The organism is Pseudomonas duriflava (genome assembly GCF_007830155.1).
Lineage (GTDB): Bacteria > Pseudomonadota > Gammaproteobacteria > Pseudomonadales > Pseudomonadaceae > Chryseomonas > Chryseomonas duriflava.
In genome coordinates, this window is the sequence record NZ_VLKY01000002.1 from 425,757 (window position 1) to 443,866 (window position 18,110).

At 52.1% G+C, this 18,110-nt stretch carries 15 protein-coding genes; 8 read left to right on the forward strand and 7 right to left on the reverse strand.

Features of this window, described 5'->3' with window-relative positions:
- Positions 1–124 precede the first annotated feature (124 nt).
- The 6 genes from glmU (at position 125) to IQ22_RS04485 (ending at position 8,075) form a co-directional block, all read left to right on the forward strand.
- Positions 125–1,486, forward strand: coding sequence for a bifunctional UDP-N-acetylglucosamine diphosphorylase/glucosamine-1-phosphate N-acetyltransferase GlmU (gene glmU, locus IQ22_RS04460; RefSeq protein ID WP_145138664.1), 1,362 nt, complete (start codon positions 125–127; stop codon positions 1,484–1,486).
- Between the two features lie 103 nt (positions 1,487–1,589).
- Complete coding sequence (locus IQ22_RS04465; RefSeq protein ID WP_145138667.1) at positions 1,590–2,369, forward strand: DeoR/GlpR family DNA-binding transcription regulator; 780 nt, start codon at positions 1,590–1,592, stop codon at positions 2,367–2,369.
- 63 nt (positions 2,370–2,432) lie between these two features.
- Positions 2,433–4,268, forward strand: a complete 1,836-nt coding sequence (gene glmS, locus IQ22_RS04470; RefSeq protein WP_145138671.1) for a glutamine--fructose-6-phosphate transaminase (isomerizing) — start codon at positions 2,433–2,435, stop codon at positions 4,266–4,268.
- A 361-nt stretch (positions 4,269–4,629) separates the two neighbouring features.
- Positions 4,630–5,583 (forward strand): TAXI family TRAP transporter solute-binding subunit, encoded by a 954-nt coding sequence (locus tag IQ22_RS04475; protein WP_145138674.1) that lies wholly within the window; start codon positions 4,630–4,632, stop codon positions 5,581–5,583.
- Positions 5,584–5,661: 78 nt separating this feature from the next.
- On the forward strand, positions 5,662–7,695 hold the full coding sequence (locus IQ22_RS04480; protein ID WP_145138677.1) for a TRAP transporter permease: 2,034 nt from the start codon (positions 5,662–5,664) through the stop codon (positions 7,693–7,695).
- Complete coding sequence (locus IQ22_RS04485) at positions 7,692–8,075, forward strand: DUF1850 domain-containing protein (RefSeq protein WP_145138680.1); 384 nt, start codon at positions 7,692–7,694, stop codon at positions 8,073–8,075. Before IQ22_RS04480 ends, IQ22_RS04485 begins: the two co-directional genes overlap by 4 nt.
- 613 nt (positions 8,076–8,688) lie before the next feature.
- On the opposite strand, the gene IQ22_RS04490 is transcribed toward IQ22_RS04485, so the two are convergent.
- Entirely contained in the window at positions 8,689–9,075 is a 387-nt protein-coding gene (locus tag IQ22_RS04490) for an NADH:ubiquinone oxidoreductase (RefSeq protein WP_145138684.1), read from the reverse strand.
- Between the two features lie 52 nt (positions 9,076–9,127).
- Between IQ22_RS04490 and IQ22_RS04495 the strand changes: the two genes are divergently transcribed.
- Together IQ22_RS04495 and IQ22_RS04500 are read left to right on the forward strand one after the other, a co-directional pair.
- Positions 9,128–10,090: a CobW family GTP-binding protein gene (locus tag IQ22_RS04495; RefSeq protein ID WP_145138686.1), complete on the forward strand. Its 963-nt coding sequence runs from the start codon at positions 9,128–9,130 to the stop codon at positions 10,088–10,090.
- 81 nt (positions 10,091–10,171) lie between these two features.
- A complete protein-coding gene (locus tag IQ22_RS04500) occupies positions 10,172–11,227 on the forward strand; it encodes an energy transducer TonB (protein ID WP_145138689.1) in 1,056 nt (351 codons plus the stop codon).
- Between the two features lie 62 nt (positions 11,228–11,289).
- Here IQ22_RS04500 and IQ22_RS04505 read toward each other — a convergent pair whose 3' ends face one another.
- From IQ22_RS04505 to uvrD, 6 genes are all read right to left on the reverse strand, one after another.
- Positions 11,290–11,790, reverse strand: coding sequence for an acyl-CoA thioesterase (locus IQ22_RS04505; protein WP_145138692.1), 501 nt, complete (start codon positions 11,788–11,790; stop codon positions 11,290–11,292).
- Positions 11,791–11,907: 117 nt separating this feature from the next.
- Entirely contained in the window at positions 11,908–12,669 is a 762-nt protein-coding gene (locus IQ22_RS04510; protein ID WP_145138695.1) for an SDR family NAD(P)-dependent oxidoreductase, read from the reverse strand.
- A 167-nt stretch (positions 12,670–12,836) separates the two neighbouring features.
- Positions 12,837–13,238, reverse strand: a complete 402-nt coding sequence (locus tag IQ22_RS04515; RefSeq protein ID WP_145138697.1) for an SMI1/KNR4 family protein — start codon at positions 13,236–13,238, stop codon at positions 12,837–12,839.
- A 168-nt stretch (positions 13,239–13,406) separates the two neighbouring features.
- A complete protein-coding gene (locus IQ22_RS04520; protein WP_145138700.1) occupies positions 13,407–14,249 on the reverse strand; it encodes a Tim44 domain-containing protein in 843 nt (280 codons plus the stop codon).
- Between the two features lie 513 nt (positions 14,250–14,762).
- Positions 14,763–15,191 carry an EamA family transporter gene (locus tag IQ22_RS04525; RefSeq protein WP_145138703.1) on the reverse strand — a complete coding sequence of 143 codons (429 nt, stop codon included), beginning with the start codon at positions 15,189–15,191 and terminating at the stop codon, positions 14,763–14,765.
- 42 nt (positions 15,192–15,233) lie between these two features.
- Entirely contained in the window at positions 15,234–17,402 is a 2,169-nt protein-coding gene (gene uvrD, locus IQ22_RS04530; RefSeq protein ID WP_145138705.1) for a DNA helicase II, read from the reverse strand.
- Positions 17,403–18,110: the final 708 nt, after the last annotated feature.

An 18,110-nucleotide genomic window follows, 5' to 3' on the forward strand; every position in this document is an offset into this window, starting at 1 on the left:
AGAAAAAGGGTAGCTTCGGCTACCCTTTTTTATTTCTATGTGGTTGTGCTTGCCGCGCCTAATGGTCTTTGAGACCCTTTCTCCTGTTATTACAAGGCCTGACGGCCTGAACCGAGGCGTAGAAATGTCCCTTGAAATCGTCATTCTTGCTGCGGGGCAAGGCACCCGTATGCGTTCCGCTGTACCCAAGGTTCTCCATCCTGTAGCAGGTAGAGCCATGCTGGGTCATGTTATCGACCGCGCTCGAGAACTGTCTCCGCTTGCCATTCATGTTGTCATTGGACATGGCGGCGAAGCGGTTAGGCAGAAATTGGCGGCAGATGACCTTAATTTTATTGTTCAGGAGGAGCAATTAGGTACAGGCCATGCAGTCGCTCAGGCGCTTCCATATTTGTCAGCTGACCGAGTTCTGATTCTCTATGGCGATGTACCCCTGATCGAAACGGCAACGCTCCAGCGTTTGCTGGAGCAAGTGAACAATGATCAATTGGCGCTACTAACCGTAGAACTAGCCGATCCGACGGGATACGGACGGATCCTGCGCGATGAGCGTGGCGAGGTTTATGCCATCGTTGAGCATAAAGATGCCACTGACGTGCAGCGAGCTATTTGTGAAGGCAATACAGGAATCCTGGCGGTACCCGGTGTGCGCTTGGGCGATTGGCTCAGCCGTCTTTCCAACAGCAATGCCCAAGGTGAGTACTACCTGACCGACGTAATTGCCATGGCAGTAGGCGATGGCCTGCGCGTTGCTACCGCTCAGCCAGAAGATGCCATGGAAGTACAGGGCGCCAATGACCGTAAGCAGTTGGCAGACTTGGAGCGTCATTATCAGTGGCGTGCTGCTCAGCGCTTAATGACCCAAGGCGTCACACTAATGGATCCGGCCCGCTTCGATGTACGAGGCCAGGTGCATGCTGGCCGTGACGTTACTATCGATGTCAATGTAATTTTAAGCGGGACGGTAGTAATCGAAGACAATGTTGAGATTGGCCCTAACTGCGTTATTCACAACAGCACGCTAAAGCGCGGCGCCATCATTAAAGCCAATAGTCATCTTAATGGTGCGATTGTAGGCGAAGGTGCTGACGTAGGCCCGTTTGCTCGTTTGCGTCCAGGAAGTGTGCTGGAGGCCAACGTACATGTGGGTAATTTTGTGGAACTCAAGAATGCCCATCTGAATGAAGGCAGCAAAGCGGGGCACTTGTCTTATCTCGGGGATGCCGTATTGGGACGTAACTGTAACGTAGGGGCTGGCACCATTACGTGTAATTACGATGGAGCTAACAAACATCGGACCACGATAGGGGATGATGTCTTTATTGGTTCGAATAGTGCACTGGTTGCTCCAGTGAGTTTAGGCGATGGCGTTACAACGGCAGCAGGCTCAACGATTACTGAAGATGTACCTGCTCATGCCCTAGCCTTAGGCCGTGCCCGACAGGTTATGAAAAATGACTGGGAGCGGCCCAGCAAGAAGAAATGAGTATGAAAGGGCTGCGCTGGCAGCCCTTTTAACTATCCGGGATTGACTTACAGAGAGTAAAGAGTTTTGATTCGTAGCAAATATATTTCGAATCGAAACTTTTATGTCCAAGAGAAATACACCTCAACGCCGACATACGATTCTTGCTCGTTTAAATGAGCAGGGCGAGGTCAGTGTCGATGAGCTGGCCAAGCTGTTTTCGACTTCCGAAGTTACTATTCGTAAGGACTTGGCAGCGCTGGAAAAGAATGGTCTTTTGCTTCGGCGCTATGGTGGGGCAGTCTGCATTCCACAAGAATTCATTAGCGAGACCACTCAGGCGCCTTCGGCCGTTAAGCAGGCGATTGCACGGCTAGCGGCATCACGTATTCGCGAACATGCTCGAATCATTATTGATAGCGGCAGTACGACAGCTGCTCTGATTCGCGAGTTAGGCCATAAGCCCGGTCTGGTCGTCATGACTAACTCGTTAAACGTGGCCAATGCCCTGCGTGAACTCGAACATGAGCCAGTCCTGCTTATGACAGGCGGCACGTGGGATCCACATTCGGAATCTTTTCAGGGACAAGTAGCTGAACAGGTGCTGCGTTCCTATGACTTCGATCAGCTGTTCATTGGAGCTGACGGACTGGATCTGGAACGCGGCACGACAACCTTTAATGAGTTGCTTGGTTTGTCCCGCGTAATGGCTGAGGTGGCGCGGGAGGTTGTTGTCATGGCCGAAAGCGACAAGCTCGGGCGGCGTATACCGAACCTAGAACTACCGTGGGACAAGATTCATACCCTCGTGACCGACAATCGCTTTCCTGATGAGGCGTTGCGGTACCTTGAAAGTAAAGGGGTATCGGTTCTGCGTACGGCTGTGGATAACTTTTCTTCGTAATTAACTTATATCTGTTTTTAGCGTTCCTGCTTGGGCAACGCTTGGTTTCAATAAGGAGATCCCATGTGCGGCATCGTTGGCGCCATTGCTGAGCGAAACATTACGCCTATTCTAATTGGAGGCCTCAAGCGCCTCGAATACCGTGGCTATGACAGTGCGGGTCTGGCTGTTTTTACTGCAGATCATGAGCTGATGCGTATTCGTCGGCCTGGAAAGGTCACTGAGTTGGAAGCCGCTTTAAGAGATGATGGACTAACAGGTCGCCTGGGTATCGCTCATACGCGTTGGGCAACCCACGGCGCGCCGACCGAAGCCAATGCTCATCCTCATTTTTCACATGGTGAGCTAGCAGTAGTGCACAACGGCATTATCGAAAACCATGAGTCGCTCAGGACATGGCTCAAGACTCAGGGCTATGTGTTTACCTCGCAAACAGATACCGAGGTCATTGTTCACCTGATTCATCACAAGCTAAAGGACAATCCGAACATTGCCGATGCGTTAAAGGTGGCAGTAAAAGAGTTACATGGTGCATATGGCGTAGCCGTCATTTATGCCCGTCAACCGGACCGGATCGTAGCGGCACGTAGCGGCAGTCCGCTGGTGATCGGCTTTGGGTTGGGAGAAAACTACCTGGCATCCGATCAGCTGGCGCTGCGTCAGGTCACTGACCGGTTCATGTATCTGGAAGAAGGAGACATCGCGGAGGTTCGTCTTGATGGCGTCTCGGTGTGGGACGTGGACGGTGAGACCGTGACGCGCGATGTCATTCAGTACCATGAGGGAGCAGAGGCCGCAGACAAGGGCGCGTTTCGTCATTTCATGCTCAAGGAGATCCATGAGCAGCCTGCAGTAGTTCAGCGTACCCTGGAGAGCCGGCTCGGTGATGCGCAAGTATTGGTGGAGGCCTTTGGCCCTCAAGCCGAGGAGCTGTTCAAGCGGGTCCGCAATATCCAAATCGTGGCCTGCGGGACCAGTTATCATGCGGGTCTGGTGGCTCGTTACTGGCTTGAAGGGTTGACGGGTATTCCCTGCCAAGTCGAGGTAGCTAGTGAGTTCCGCTACCGTCGTGTTGCAGTCCAGCCCGATTCGCTCTTTGTTACCATTTCCCAATCGGGAGAGACGGCCGATACGTTGGCGGCGCTGCGCAATGCCAAACCGTTGGGGTATCTAGCCAGTCTATCCATTTGCAATGTGGCTACTAGCTCTTTGGTTCGTGAGTCTGATCTAACGCTGCTGACCCAGGCGGGCCCAGAAATTGGGGTAGCCTCTACTAAAGCCTTCACGACTCAACTGGTCGCGCTACTACTGCTCACGCTTGCCCTGGGCCGTAGCCAGAATCGTCTCGAGGAAGGCATGGAGGCTGAGCTGGTTGAGGCGTTGCGGCGTCTACCTGCCCAGCTGGACGAGGCGCTGGCTATGGACAAGGTAGTAGAGCGTATCGCCGAACTCTTTGCTGAAAAGCACCACACCTTGTTCTTGGGACGAGGCGCTCAGTATCCAGTTGCGATGGAAGGGGCGCTCAAGCTCAAGGAGATTTCCTATATTCATGCGGAAGCCTATCCGGCTGGCGAGCTCAAACACGGTCCGTTGGCCCTGGTAGATGCCGACATGCCTGTAGTAACAGTAGCGCCTAACAATGAATTACTGGAGAAGCTCAAGTCCAACCTCCAGGAAGTACGTGCGCGGGGTGGCCAGTTGATCGTTTTTGCTGATGCTGAAGCTGCACTGGAAAACGGTGAGGGTACACATTTGATAGGAATGCCGAGCGTTCATGATGTACTTGCACCTATCCTGTATACCATTCCCTTACAGCTCCTGTCGTACCACGTTGCGGTGCTGAAAGGCACGGATGTTGACCAGCCTCGTAATCTGGCAAAGTCGGTAACCGTAGAGTAAATGAGTCGACAGGACCTTGCTTCGGCAAGGTCCTGCTCCGCTGTATTCGGACATGAGTAGTGAAACATTCATCTGCGAAAGCAGGAAAAAGGCTTGCGGTATGAAAACAAGCCTCGGCACAATCAGGTCAGACCATTACCTGCCAGGAAAGCGCAGGCAGGCGTACTAGACGATTACAAACGTTGTTGAAGAAAAACAATAAAGGCCTAGCCCATGCAGCACGTTTTCATACGACCGGACCTAGCCTCCGGCATGTTCTCCTCTGAACTCTCTAGCTATCTGAGCCTTCTGGATTACAGAAAGGCGGTACGTTACAACGGTTTTTGCTCGTTCGTTCAATAACAATAAACGGAGCTATTCCATGCGTATGATCAAACGCTTGAGCGTATTTGCTGCAGCGGCAGTTTTCACCGCAGGTACGGCATTCGCTGCGCCTACGTTCATTAATGTACTGACCGGCGGAACTAGTGGCGTGTATTACCCCATTGGTGTGGCCTTGTCACAGGTGTACGGGAGCGGAATCGAAGGGTCAAAAACCTCTGTCCAGGCAACAAAGGCGTCGGTGGAAAACCTCAACCTGTTGCAGGCTGGACGTGGTGAGCTTGCTTTTGCTCTGGGAGACTCGGTGGAAGATGCCTGGGAAGGCGATGCCGAAGCAGGTTTTAAGGCACCTCTGAAAAAGCTTAGAGCTATTGCAGGCACTTATCCAAACTATATCCAGATCGTGGCCAGTGGCGACTCGGGAATCAAGACGCTAGCGGATCTCAAAGGTAAACGAATCTCCGTGGGGGCGCCCAAATCCGGTACCGAACTGAATGCGCGTGCCATCTTCAAGGCAGCCGGACTCAGTTACGAGGACATGGGACGAGTCGAATACCTACCCTTTGCAGAATCCGTTGAGTTGATGAAAAACCGTCAGCTGGACGCGACACTGCAATCGTCTGGGCTGGGTATGGCCGCTTTCCGCGACTTGGCTTCTACCATGCCGGTAACGTTTGTCCCCGTACCGGCCGATGTCGTCGCTAAAATTGGTAGCTCCGCTTATCAGTCAAAGGTCATTCCAGCTGGGACTTATGATGGCCAGAGCGCAGACGTTCCTACGGCGGCAATCGTTAATCTGCTAGTCACTCATGAAGGGGTCTCGGATGAAGTTGCTTACCAGATGACCAAGCTCATGTTCGACAACCTTGATCGATTGGCAACGTCACATGCCGCTGCGAAGGACATATCCCTGGAGTCTGCCACGCTGAATCTGCCGATCCCGCTGCATCCGGGCGCGGAACGTTTTTACAAGGAAGCCGGCGCTATCAAGTGAGTTGCAGCCCGTTGATCTCCAGAGGCCGGAGCCGCTTATTGCCGCTCCGGCCATTTCCGGTCCAAGGGAGTATGCATCATGAACGAGGCTTCAGAAGGGCTGGCGGGTAATCCAAGTGGTTGGCCCCGGGCAGTGTTTTATAGCGCGTTACTGTTTTCCATTTTTCAGATCATTACCGCCGCATTTCATCCCGTCTCTTCACAAGTGCTACGTGCTGTACACGTCGGCTTTCTATTGCTTCTTGTATATCTCTGCTTTCCGGCTAGAGGGAGAGCAGGGGAGCGCCCTTGGCAACCGCTAGCCTGGTTACTAGGCTTGGCAGGTATGGCCACCGCTGCCTATCAATGGGTTTTCGAAGCGGACCTGATCCAACGTTCAGGTGACCTGACGCCGACCGACATGGCGATTGGTCTGATGCTAATGGTTCTGGTTTTCGAGGCAGCACGACGTGTGATGGGCATTGCCTTACCTATCATCTGCGGCCTGTTTTTGGCGTATGGACTCCTGGGCCAGTACCTACCGGGCGAACTGGCCCATCGCGGTTATGGCTTGGATCAGATCGTCAATCAGTTGGCCTATGGTACTGAAGGGTTTTACGGAACGCCGACTTATGTATCGGCCACTTATATCTTCCTGTTCATTCTATTCGGCGCCTTTCTGGAACAGGCCGGGATGATCAAACTGTTCACGGATTTTTCCATGGGTTTGGTCGGGCATAAATTAGGCGGTCCGGCCAAGGTATCGGTTGTCTCTTCGGCTTTAATGGGCACGATTACCGGCTCCGGCGTGGCCAATGTCGTGACGACTGGGCAATTCACCATTCCGCTCATGAAGCGTTTTGGCTACCAGCCAGCCTTTGCTGGGGGCGTAGAGGCTACTGCGAGCATGGGTAGCCAAATCATGCCGCCGGTCATGGGGGCCGTGGCTTTTATCATGGCCGAGACCATTAACGTACCGTTCGTGGAGATTGCCAAAGCAGCCCTGATTCCGGCGCTCTTGTATTTTGGTTCGGTGTTCTGGATGGTTCACCTGGAGGCCAAACGCGCCGATCTTAAGGGTCTGCCCAAAGATCAATGTCCTAGTGCTTGGCGGGCTGTAAAAGAACGCTGGTTTTTGCTGATTCCTCTACTCGTCCTGATCTATCTCTTGTTTTCCGGACGTACTCCCATGTTTTCAGGGACGGTTGGGCTGGCGCTAACGGCTATAGTCATTCTAGGGTCGGCTATCATCCTTAAAGTGTCTTCCAAAGTCTTGCGCTTGGTGTTCTGGGTTGCGCTGGGCCTATTGTGTGCTGCGTTTTTCCGGTTAGGCATTGGCGTAGTATTTGGTGTGATCGGAGCTCTTGTGCTGATCTGCGCATTCATCCAGGGCGGGCGGCAGACCTTGCTTATCTGTCTGCATGCTCTGGTAGAAGGCGCGCGCCATGCCGTACCGGTAGGGATCGCCTGTGCGTTGGTAGGCGTTATCATTGGCGTGGTATCCCTAACGGGAATCGCCTCAACCTTCGCGGGTTACATATTGGCGATCGGGCAGAACAATCTATTCCTGTCGCTAGTATTAACCATGCTGACCTGCCTGGTGCTGGGCATGGGTATCCCTACCATTCCTAACTACATCATTACCAGCTCCATTGCTGCGCCTGCATTGCTGGACTTAGGCGTACCGCTAATCGTCTCACACATGTTCGTATTTTACTTCGGCATTATGGCGGACCTGACTCCACCCGTGGCGCTGGCTTGTTTTGCCGCAGCACCGATTGCCAAGGAAAGAGGGCTCAAAATCAGCCTTTGGGCGGTCCGGATTGCAGTAGCGGGATTCGTGGTTCCCTTCATGGCTGTTTATGATCCAGCGCTCATGCTCCAGGGCGGCAGCTGGCTAGCGACGGTCTATATGGTTATCAAGGCGGCATTGGGGATTATCTTGTGGGGCGTAGCGGTGATCGGGCACCTGCAATGTCCGCTGAAAGCATGGGAGCGGCTATTAGCCTTCGCTGCTGGCGTCAGCCTGATCTTGGCGATGCCGATCAGTGACGAAATAGGCTTTGTGTTAGGTGCTCTGTTCTTTATCGAGCATTACTGGCGTGCACGTCGAGCGAGCCTAGTAATAGTATGATCGGCTTGTGTCTGGGTATGGCAGGAATAGCATGGGCGTTCCTGCCGATATCTGATTTTACGCTGGCGTGGCAACATACCATTGAAAAGGTACGCTGGGAGGAGGATTACCACCTCCTTTCTCAAGGGTTGCTATTGACGGAAGCGCGTGTCAAAGGCAGTGGCGCAGGAATGACCATTCCGGAGGATGCGATTCTGGAAAAGGGTAGCTGGCGTTACCATCGCAGCATACCTCCCTTGCAACCGCTTAGGGTTGGACGAACGCCAGAGGCAGGGGACTATGAAATCTGCATGGCTGGACACTGTCAGCCCATGAGCACTTGGTTAGGCGCTCCGCATGCAAAACATCCAGCGGTAGAGCTGTGGAGTTGTGAGAAATAACTTAGCGAGCCTGAGTACAACCGATTGTTTTTCCACAGCGGCCTTTCTGCTGCCCTGTGGACCAACTCGATACTCGACTAAGCGAAGTCCACCCAAGGGAGCGTGTAAAACCTGCCCATACCTCACCATTTGATGCATAACCAATAAAGAAGCTGACTGGTCGATTGCGTGTTTGGGTTTGCGACCAGGTTCGGTGAGATATGGCGTCATAGTCCCGCATGAATATGAAGTTATCTACCGTAGCGATGTAGTAACGATTCCCGTAGTGGTCTTCACAGCTTACGGTTTGACCCAGCGTTCTACAGTCAATCGTCTCCTCAGCGGCCTTGACGCCCAGTGAGCAGTCTAGCAAGCCAAAGGCTACTGCCTTTATTAATAATCGATGCTTCATACATACCTATCTTTATCCATGAGATAGCTAAGTCTTTAGTTAGGTTATAACCATAAAATAGGTATGAGCTGTGATGGCTAGGGATAAATTGTTTTCCCATCATTTATTAGAAGCAGAAAGTTTTCCACAGAATCAATAAAAACGTATGCGATAACAATGTGGATGTATTTCGTTATTCCTCATGTATACCAAAAGCTATCCACAATACGACAACGGTAGAGCCTAACGATCAGACTTTTGTGCAGGAAGAAGGCGGTCCAGCCAGTGTCCCTTATTTTGCTGTTCGCAAAAGGGCTTCAAGAAACGAGCATCGCTGGGCACACCATAGTAATAAATGTCCTGTTGATAAGGTGTGCCTTGAACGTGTGCTTTCTGGCATACGCCAAAGCCTCCCGCTGGACATTGCTCGGCATAGGTGACATTAACGTTCTGATCAGCCAATTCAGGCTTACAAAAGCCCTCATGGAACAGCTGGGCTGGAATGGTACGGTTCTGCTGACATACTTTTACATCAACGTGTTTACCCTCACTGTGCACGATACACGCCTCGGCCTGAACGAAAACAGGCAATAGGGAAAACAACAAGATGAACCAACGATATATGATCATGACCATGCCGGAAGCTACTGAAACCTATACCAGAGTATGACGAGACATAACGGTGCTTGAAAACATACCGACTCATCTTATTGCTGGATCGTTGGGCGCTGGCAAGACAAGTCTTATCCGTCATCTCATGACTCAACGCCCCGAACATGAAAAATGGGCGGTGCTGATTAACGAGTTTGGGCAAATCGGCTTGGATGCAGCGCTCTTGCATACCACGAGAGAAGGAGTCGTTCTGAGTGAGATAGCAGGCGGATGCTTATGCTGTGTGAATAATGCACCCTTTCACGTAGCGCTTGGCCGTTTGCTGCGTAAGGCAAAACCCCAGCGGCTGTTCATCGAACCTTCGGGCCTTGGGCATCCTGCCGCTCTGCGAAAGCAGCTGACTCAAGCACCGTGGCAAAGTGTACTTTCCTTGCAGCCTTTGATTCTGGTGGTAGACGCTTCTTCATTGGTGATGGGAAAGAGATTGCCTCCAGTCCAGGCAGATATCATGCCCAAGGCTGGGCTACTGGTCATGAACAAGTCTGAAGCATTGGATAATGAAGCCAAGGCGCAACTTACGAGCCGCTTTTCCGGCATGCCACTTTTTTGGACAGCGCAGGGACGGGTTCCGCTCGATTGTCTACCTAAAGGTCGTTATACAAGGCAAGAAAGCCATGCCATTAAGGCAACGATATCCGATGAGGTTTCTCTGCCCGTGGTATTACAGCCTAGCCATCCATTGCGGCAGAGCCATGAAGCTGAGGGATATTTTGCCTGGGGTTGGCAATTTCATCGTGATTGGCACTTCAACGTTTATGCCATTCAGGAGTGGTTAAACAATCTGCCTGACCTGATACGAGTCAAAGCCATCCTCCGAACCGGAGAAGGGTGGATGAGCTATAACCAGGCTGTTGAAAAGAGTGAGTGGCGAGCCAGCGAATGGCGACGTGACAGTCGCCTTGAGCTGATTTTTTCCTGTCCTCAAGACCCATCCTTATTAGAAGAAGCTCTATTAAGCCATGCCAGTCGTTGAATAAGGCATCTTAAAGGTTGCTAAATTCTTTATCTTAATGATAATGATTATTAAGTTTGACCGCCTTTTGGATAACTCCCTATGTCTTCGACAGTGTCGGCCAGGTCAAAATCGCCTGAGCGAGACGAGCTTCTTCCGTCCGAACCTTCTTCCGAAGCATCTGAAGGGGTACGCCTGCATGTCGTTCGCAGCGAGATTGAGCCTATTGGGGGACTCAATGCCAGCCGTGCGGACACCACTGTCATCGCCTCAGTACAAGGTCATTTAAGGGACGAAGACGTTCCGGTTTCGGATGAAAATGTAGGGATGCCGGAAGCGGATCCCAATCCTGTCCAGCCTCGTCGCTGGTGGTTAGCTTCTGGTGCCTCATTTCTGATGCATGCGGCCTTGGCTGGCGCCTTGCTTTATGTAGTACAAGCGCCACCCGAGTTGAAAATTGCCAAGGGTGAGAGCCCTGGGGAAATGAAGGTCAGCTTTATCGAGTTGCCTAAGAAGGAACCAGCGCCAGAGCCGCCAGCTGCCGCTCCGACACCGCCGGCCCCGCCTGCTCCTGAACCACCTAAACCAGAACCACCTAAGCCGGTCGAGCCTCCAAAGCCAGTCGAGCCACCTAAGCCTGTGGTGGAAAAACCAAAGCCCAAGCCTAAACCCAAGCCAGTCGAAAATAAGCAGCAGAAGCCATTACCAGTTAAAAAGAAACCTGAACCCCAACCTGAGCCAGTACCTTCGGTTGCTCAAACATCGACCACGGCAGCAGCGGCTACACCAGCACCCGCTGCAAGTGCTCCCGTGCAGGCTCCTGTGGCTAGAGCAGGAGCGAAGACGGCAGTAGGGTCTGCTGGGTTGCCTACAGGCAGTATTGATGACAGTGATATTCGTCCGCTACGTATGGATCCACCGAAATATCCGGACATGCTCCGACGTCGTGGTCTTAGCGGTGAGGTCAAGGTTATGTTTACTGTGACGGCGGACGGCCGAATCGATGATGTTGAAGTGCTTGATTCGTCTAATCGCCAGTTTGAGCGAGTAGTTCTCGAAGCCTTGAAGACGTGGCGCTTTGCGCCACGTGTATCGGGTGGACAGATCGTTCCACGTAAGGCGACCAAGACATTCATTTTCAAACTGCAGCGTCGCTGATCGCTTACCAAACGCCACGCTTTCAACCATAAGCGTGGCGTTTGTATGTCTAAGGACAGAACTCAGTTGGTAGGCAATACGGCCCCTTCTTCCTTGAGCGCTTGGTAGCGCTCTTGCAGTTCACGTCGGATTTGTCGACGTTGTTGAGCCTGTATACAGCGGCGTTTCTCATCAGGTGTTTGAGGATTCAAGGGCGGTACCGGACATGGTTTACCGTCCTCGCCCATGGCTACCATGGTAAAAAAGCAGCTGTTGGTATGGCGTACGGAGCGCTGTTGAATGTTTTCAGTAATCACCTTTACCCCGACTTCCATGGAAGTAGTGCCGGTGTAATTGACCGACGCTAGGAAGGTAACCAGTTCACCTACGTTGACTGGTTCGCGAAAGATGACCTGATCTACGGATAGCGTAACTACATAGCAACCGGCATAACGACTAGCACAGGCATAAGCTACTTCGTCCAGATGCTTGAGCAAGGCACCGCCATGTACCTTGCCAGAAAAATTCGCCAGATCGGGCGTCATCAAGATAGTCATACTGAGCTGGTGATTGCCGGCTTCCATAAAGGCCTCGTCATGTTATGGGATACCGGTCATGCCGGCGGCGGCAGAGTATGCACAAGGTTATAGCCAGCGGCCATATCCATCGCTAGATGGGAAACGCTTGTATAGAAGCGCTCGTTACGAACGCCCAGCAGATAATCCCATATCGATCGCCATATCCGCTCCGGTGATTGCCGAAGCCTGGGGTTGGCAAAGAAAATATACCAGCTCCGCTACTTCCTCCGGTTGGATAAAGCGGGCCTGCTCACCTTGCGGGTACCGGTTGAGTAGTGTCCGGCGATAGCCAGCCGGATCCCCTTGGCCATAATGAGTAGCCTGAAAATCCAACATAGGAGTATCGATATCGCCAGGGGACACGGCGTTGACACGTACACCCTCTTTGGCGAGTTCAATGGCTAGGTTTTGACTGAAGAAACGGATGGCGGCCTTGGCTGCACCATAGGCGGCGGCACCGGATACCGGTTGGCGCCCTGCACCGCTGGAGATGTTGATGATGCTACCGCGATTTTCCTTGAGAAAAGGAATGGCCGCTGAGCACATGAAAAAGGTGGACTTGAGATTAACGTCCATCACCAGATCATAATCTTCCTCACTGAACGTTTCGACCGGACCTTCACGCCATACGCCTGCTGCATTGATCAAGGCATCAAGCCGCCCGGTTCGTGCCATAACTTTGCTTACTAGGTTTCGGCAACCTTCCGCCGTGCTGAGATCAGCAGCCACACTAGAGTCGAGCGGTACATTGCCGTTGAGGTCGTGCAAGCCGCCTTTGTCAAGATCGGCTGCCGCCACACGCCAATGACTCTGGGAAAACCGTTGGGCCAGGGCGCGGCCAAGCCCGCCTGCGGCGCCAGTGATCAGAACGACAGGGGTGCTCATGTGAGGGTTTACCTTCTAACGAAAGAAATAGCTCTATCCAGACCGCCTGGGGCGCTTTACGTTCAGCCTTTCAAGAAGGATAGTTCGAAGCGAGCAAGCGGTTCGTCAGGTCTGTCAGTTTTTGGACGCTGACCTGGCAAACCGCGCGAAAGCAAAATGTAGAGAGATCAGCTTTCCAGCCAGACATCACGTGCCCAGATCCACACAGAATCCCAGGTATCGTCATCCACTTCGCCGTCGGACCAGAGCAATACCTCGCCTTCTTGTGTGACGCAATAATAGCCGTCTCCATCTTCGCACAAAGGAATCAGATCACGGGGTAAACCCTCGTCCCAGGCATTTGCAGCTACTTCTGGCAGATAGGTATGCGATTGAGGATCGGTCACTGTGACTGGCTCGAGTTTGCCATAAACCACATCACTGACGGTCAGAAGAAATTCGCGAAACTCGGGCGGCAGGCTGATGAGTAGTTCTTCTTCGATTTCAACCAGACGGTCCTCATCAGGCAGCTCAAGCGGTACCGGAACGGGTTCGTTCTCTTCACGAAGTCTTTCAATCACATCTTCCATCAGAACATCCTCTCTTACAGGGGGAGCGAGTTATACCCTAGTCAAGAATCCAAAATCTGAAAAAGGTGCGAAGCTTTCATAGGAACAAGAGGACTTCACACGACAAACGGTAAAAGGTACAGGCATGAAAAAGCCCGGACAAGCCGGGCTTTTATAGAACGCGATTACTTAAGCGTTTTGACGGATGCCAGCTAACAACCAGGGTTGGTTGTTACCCGCCAGGCGCTCCATTCGCCAGCTTTCGCTAAAGGCTTCGCCCTGATCGAAACGGGATTCCTTGGAAATACCGGTAAAGGTAATAGTGGCAATCGTCTTGCCTTCCAGTTCCTCAACACCATCAAGCTGGGCTTGCAGGTTATCGATATAAGTCGACTGATAACCATCACCCAAGCTGGCGCGCTCGTCTTTCAACACTTGTAGCATTTGCGGAGTAACAAACTCGGCAATTTTATCCATTTCATTCGCATCCCAATGCTGCTGCAGCGACATGAAATGCTCGCGGCCTGCAACAATGAAGCGCTCAGCGTTAAACCAGGACGGTGCCTTTATCACAGGAGCCGTGCCTGTAGCTGCACTGCCGAACCCGGTTGGCTGCGTTGGAGCTTCACGATACATCGGCGCATGACCAGCTGCAGCGGGTTGAGGATGCTGAGCATTTTGGCGACGACGCATGAAGAGTTTAAACAATACAAAGGCTATTAATGCGACGATCAGAAAATCTAGGATTTGCAGACCTTCGAAGCCATCACCCATGAACATGGACGCCAGCAAACCACCGGCAGCAATACCGGCTAAAGGACCTAGCCAACGCGAAGCGCCACTAGGGGCAGCTGCAGGACGGCCCGGAGCCGCTGCGCCCGGTTGAGCTTGTTGCTGTGGAGCTGCTTGGCGAGTCTGATGGATAGGAGCCGAGCCGGATGACTTGCCTCCGCCCATGCGCTTGGCATTGGCATCAAGGCTCAGGGTCAGACCCAGGCAGATGATCATGAAGAAACTCAATACACGTTGCATCGTGGGATCTCTTGTCGTGACTACGTAATGTTCATCTTGCGCTGGACGCGCAGGAAGGGCCAGCGGTAATTGTTTCGGCTTTTTGCATCCCAGCCCTAAGAGCCAAGCCGTATACGTTATGACTCTTGCTTGGGCTGGAACATTCAGCTGCCCTGATAAAATGAAAGTTCAGTACTTCTCAGTTGAAGTAGGCATTAGCTGCAGGCTGTGTCTGAAGCCACAGAAGCGATATCAGAGCGATGTGCCATCATTTATTTCTTGAGCCCAGACGGTATGCTGAGACTACCTTTACATCGCTGATGCCACAGAGACATCGGAGTGTTCGATGTGAACGGAAAGGGTAGCTATCGCTTTACAAGGATACCGGTTCGCTGGGTGTCGATATCGACGCTGCACCATAGAGCTGAAGTAGGGCACCGAGCGCCTCTATGCAGGGAACTGGCCTGTCAGCACTGCTTCGGCAATCTCCCCATGTTGACAGGCCCTTTCCTTGCGCCTTTTACCAGCTGGCGGTTAGGGTTTTAAAGCTAATAAGACAACGCCAAAACCGATTGCGCCAATACCGCACCATTGGCGGAATGTCAGTTTCTCTCCAAGCAATACAACCCCAAATATCGCTACTAATACCACGCTCAGCTTATCGACCGGGGCCACTAATGACGCATTACCCAGTTTCAAGGCTCGAAAGTAGCAGATCCAGGACGCCCCTGTGGCCAAGCCGGATAGCAGCAGAAAAAGATAGCTCCGACCCGAAATAGTGCTCAAAGGTTGATATTGGCGTGTCGCATAGACAATCAATGCCAGGGATAGCAAGACTACGCCTGTACGCAATAATGTGGCAAAGTCCGAATTGACCTGAGCAACACCAATCTTTCCAAAGATAGCTGTAAGCGCTGCGAAAACAGCAGATAACAGCGCCCAGAAAAGCCAAGAAGAAGCCACAGAAAAACCCTATATAGTTACCGTTCCGGTGCTTTCATTTGCTCAAACGGGCTCTAACTTGGCATAACTCACCATCAACCATTTACTGCCTTCAGCATCGAAGTTGACCTGAACCCGTGCATGAGGGCCAGAACCTTCGTAATTTAGGATGACCCCTTCGCCAAAAAGAGCATGTTTGACACGCTGGCCCAGAGCAAACATCGTTTCGGGAATGGCTGCGCCGGCGAACGGATTAGGCCGAGACACGCCAAAAGGCTGCTTGACCGAATTCGACAGGCGTACTTCCTGAATGAGGTTGGCTGGCACTTCACGTATGAAGCGAGACAGTTTGTTATACGTCTCGGTACCATGCAAACGCCGTGTCTCTGCGTAAGTTAATATCAGCCTCTGCATTGCACGAGTAATGCCTACATAGGCCAATCGGCGCTCCTCTTCCAGACGGCCAGGCTCTTCCAGGCTCATCTTATGCGGGAACAGTCCTTCCTCCATGCCTGCCAGAAACACAAGTGGAAACTCCAAGCCTTTAGCGCTATGCAAAGTCATGAGTTGGACGCAATCCTCATGACTATCGGCTTGGGTATCTCCTGACTCCAATGCGGCATGGTCAAGAAAATTTGCTAGAGGGGTGCGATCATCATCCCCACTAAAATCAAAGGATTTAGCGGCGCTGATTAGCTCTTCGAGGTTTTCTACACGCGCCTGACCTTTTTCACCTTTTTCCGCTCGATGATAGGTCACCAACCCCGTCTGTTCGATAACGATCTGCGTCAAAGTATGCAGGGGCACGTCTTCCGACTTGAGACCCAAGGTATCAATCAACTCAACAAAAGCATTCAAGCTCGCTGCGGCTCGACCGGAAACGCTCTTGTTGCCTACCGCATCATGAATAGCCTGCCATAGTGAACCGTTAGTGCTTCGCGCAATAGAGCGGAGGACCTCAACAGTCTTCTCCCCAATACCACGCGGCGGAACGTTGATAACCCGCTCCAAAGCTGCATCATCATGGCGATGACAAATTAGACGCAGATAAGCCATTGCATTCTTGATCTCGGCACGCTCGAAAAAGCGTTGCCCCCCATAGATCCGATAGGGAATTTTTTCCCGCAGCAAGGCTTCTTCCAAAACCCGTGACTGGGCATTGGAGCGATAGAGAATAGCCATATCATTAAGAGCTAGTCCCTTCTTGAACTCGCTCTCAATGGTTTCGACGATATACCGCGCTTCATCGTGCTCGTTAAAGCCGGCATAAAGCGTAATAGCTTCGCCTTCGCCTGTATCGGTCCACAATTCCTTGCCAAGACGACCATTGTTGTTGGCAATCAGGCCATTTGCCGCATTTAGAATGGTGCTGGTAGAACGGTAGTTCTGCTCTAGGCGGATAAGTGCCGCAGAAAAGTCCTCATTAAACTGTTGAATATTTTCAATCCGCGCACCACGCCAGCCATAGATAGACTGATCGTCATCACCTACTACCATCAGGCTTTCACCGCCTTGGGCAAGCAATTTAAGCCAGGCATACTGAACGGCATTGGTATCTTGGAATTCATCCACCAATACATGACGGAATCGCCGTTGATAATGAGCCAGCAGATCAGGGTTATCACGCCACAGCTCCAGGGCGCGTAATAAAAGCTCGGAAAAGTCGATGACACCTGCACGAGCGCAGGCGGCCTCATACGCTTCGTAGATATTGCGCATTGTGGCTAGGAACAGATCACCACTGGCTTGAATGTGTTGCGGTCTCAAGCCTTCATCTTTCTGGCCATTAATAAACCATTGGGCTTGACGTGCCGGCCAGCGCTGTTCGTCCAGGCCTAGCTCACGAATGACTCGCTTGACTACGCGTTGCTGATCATCGCTATCCAGAATCTGGAAATTTTGTGACAGTTTGGCCTCTTGCCAGTGTGCCCGTAACAGGCGGTGAGCCAGCCCGTGGAAGGTGCCAACCCACATGCCTTGTGGGTTCATGTCTAGCAACTGCTCGATGCGGTGACGCATTTCGGCGGCAGCCTTGTTGGTGAATGTCACCGCCAAGATTGAATGAGGAGAAGCGCGTTCAACCTGTATGAGCCAGGCGATACGATGTACCAGCACGCGCGTCTTGCCAGAGCCAGCGCCGGCCAATACCAATTGTCGGCCAAGGGGCGCTGCCACTGCTTCACGCTGGGCAGCATTCAAGGAATTCAGGAGGAGAGAGAGGTCATCATGCATGATCGCATTGTAACGACTTGCGCGAAGGACTGCATGAGCGGCTGGTCAGCTCTGTTAGCCGAAAGGCTCCTTTCCTATATATAGATGTGCCTATCTAAGAATGCAGCTGCCCTAGAGAGGGTAAATCATGTCGACCTTAAAACTAGGATTTATGAGGTTAGGCAATATTGCTTCTTTATAAGAAAGGGACATAGGAGTCCATTGGGATGTGTACCTACCTAACATCTTCTGAGCGGGTGTTAGGCTCGTATTCATATGAAAGCAAAGTGATTTCAAGATAACGCTTGACGTCCTGCCTGAGGGGCCTATAATGCGCCCACTTCCTTGCTGGGGTTGTTGGAAAAAACCTTGTAAATCAATGGCTTATCTAACTAGTCTAGCAGGCAGGTCCGTCTGGCGGGCCAGCCGGGAAGGCGGGTAGCGGTTGACAAGCCCCTGGGTTTGTGTAGAATACGCCTCCCGCTGCCAAGACGAGAGATCGCCCTGGCAGGCTGACAAGGTTTCCGGAAGACAAAATGATCTGAAAGAAATGCTTGACAGAACATGAGGTTAGCGTAGAATGCGCGCCTCGGTTGAGACAAGGTTCTCAGCCAACCGCTCTTTAACAAGTTGAATCAAGCAATTCGTGTGGGTGCTTGTGCTGTAAGACTGATGGATCGCAAGATTATCAGCAACACAGGTAACACTCGTGAATTCGAGAGTTTATTT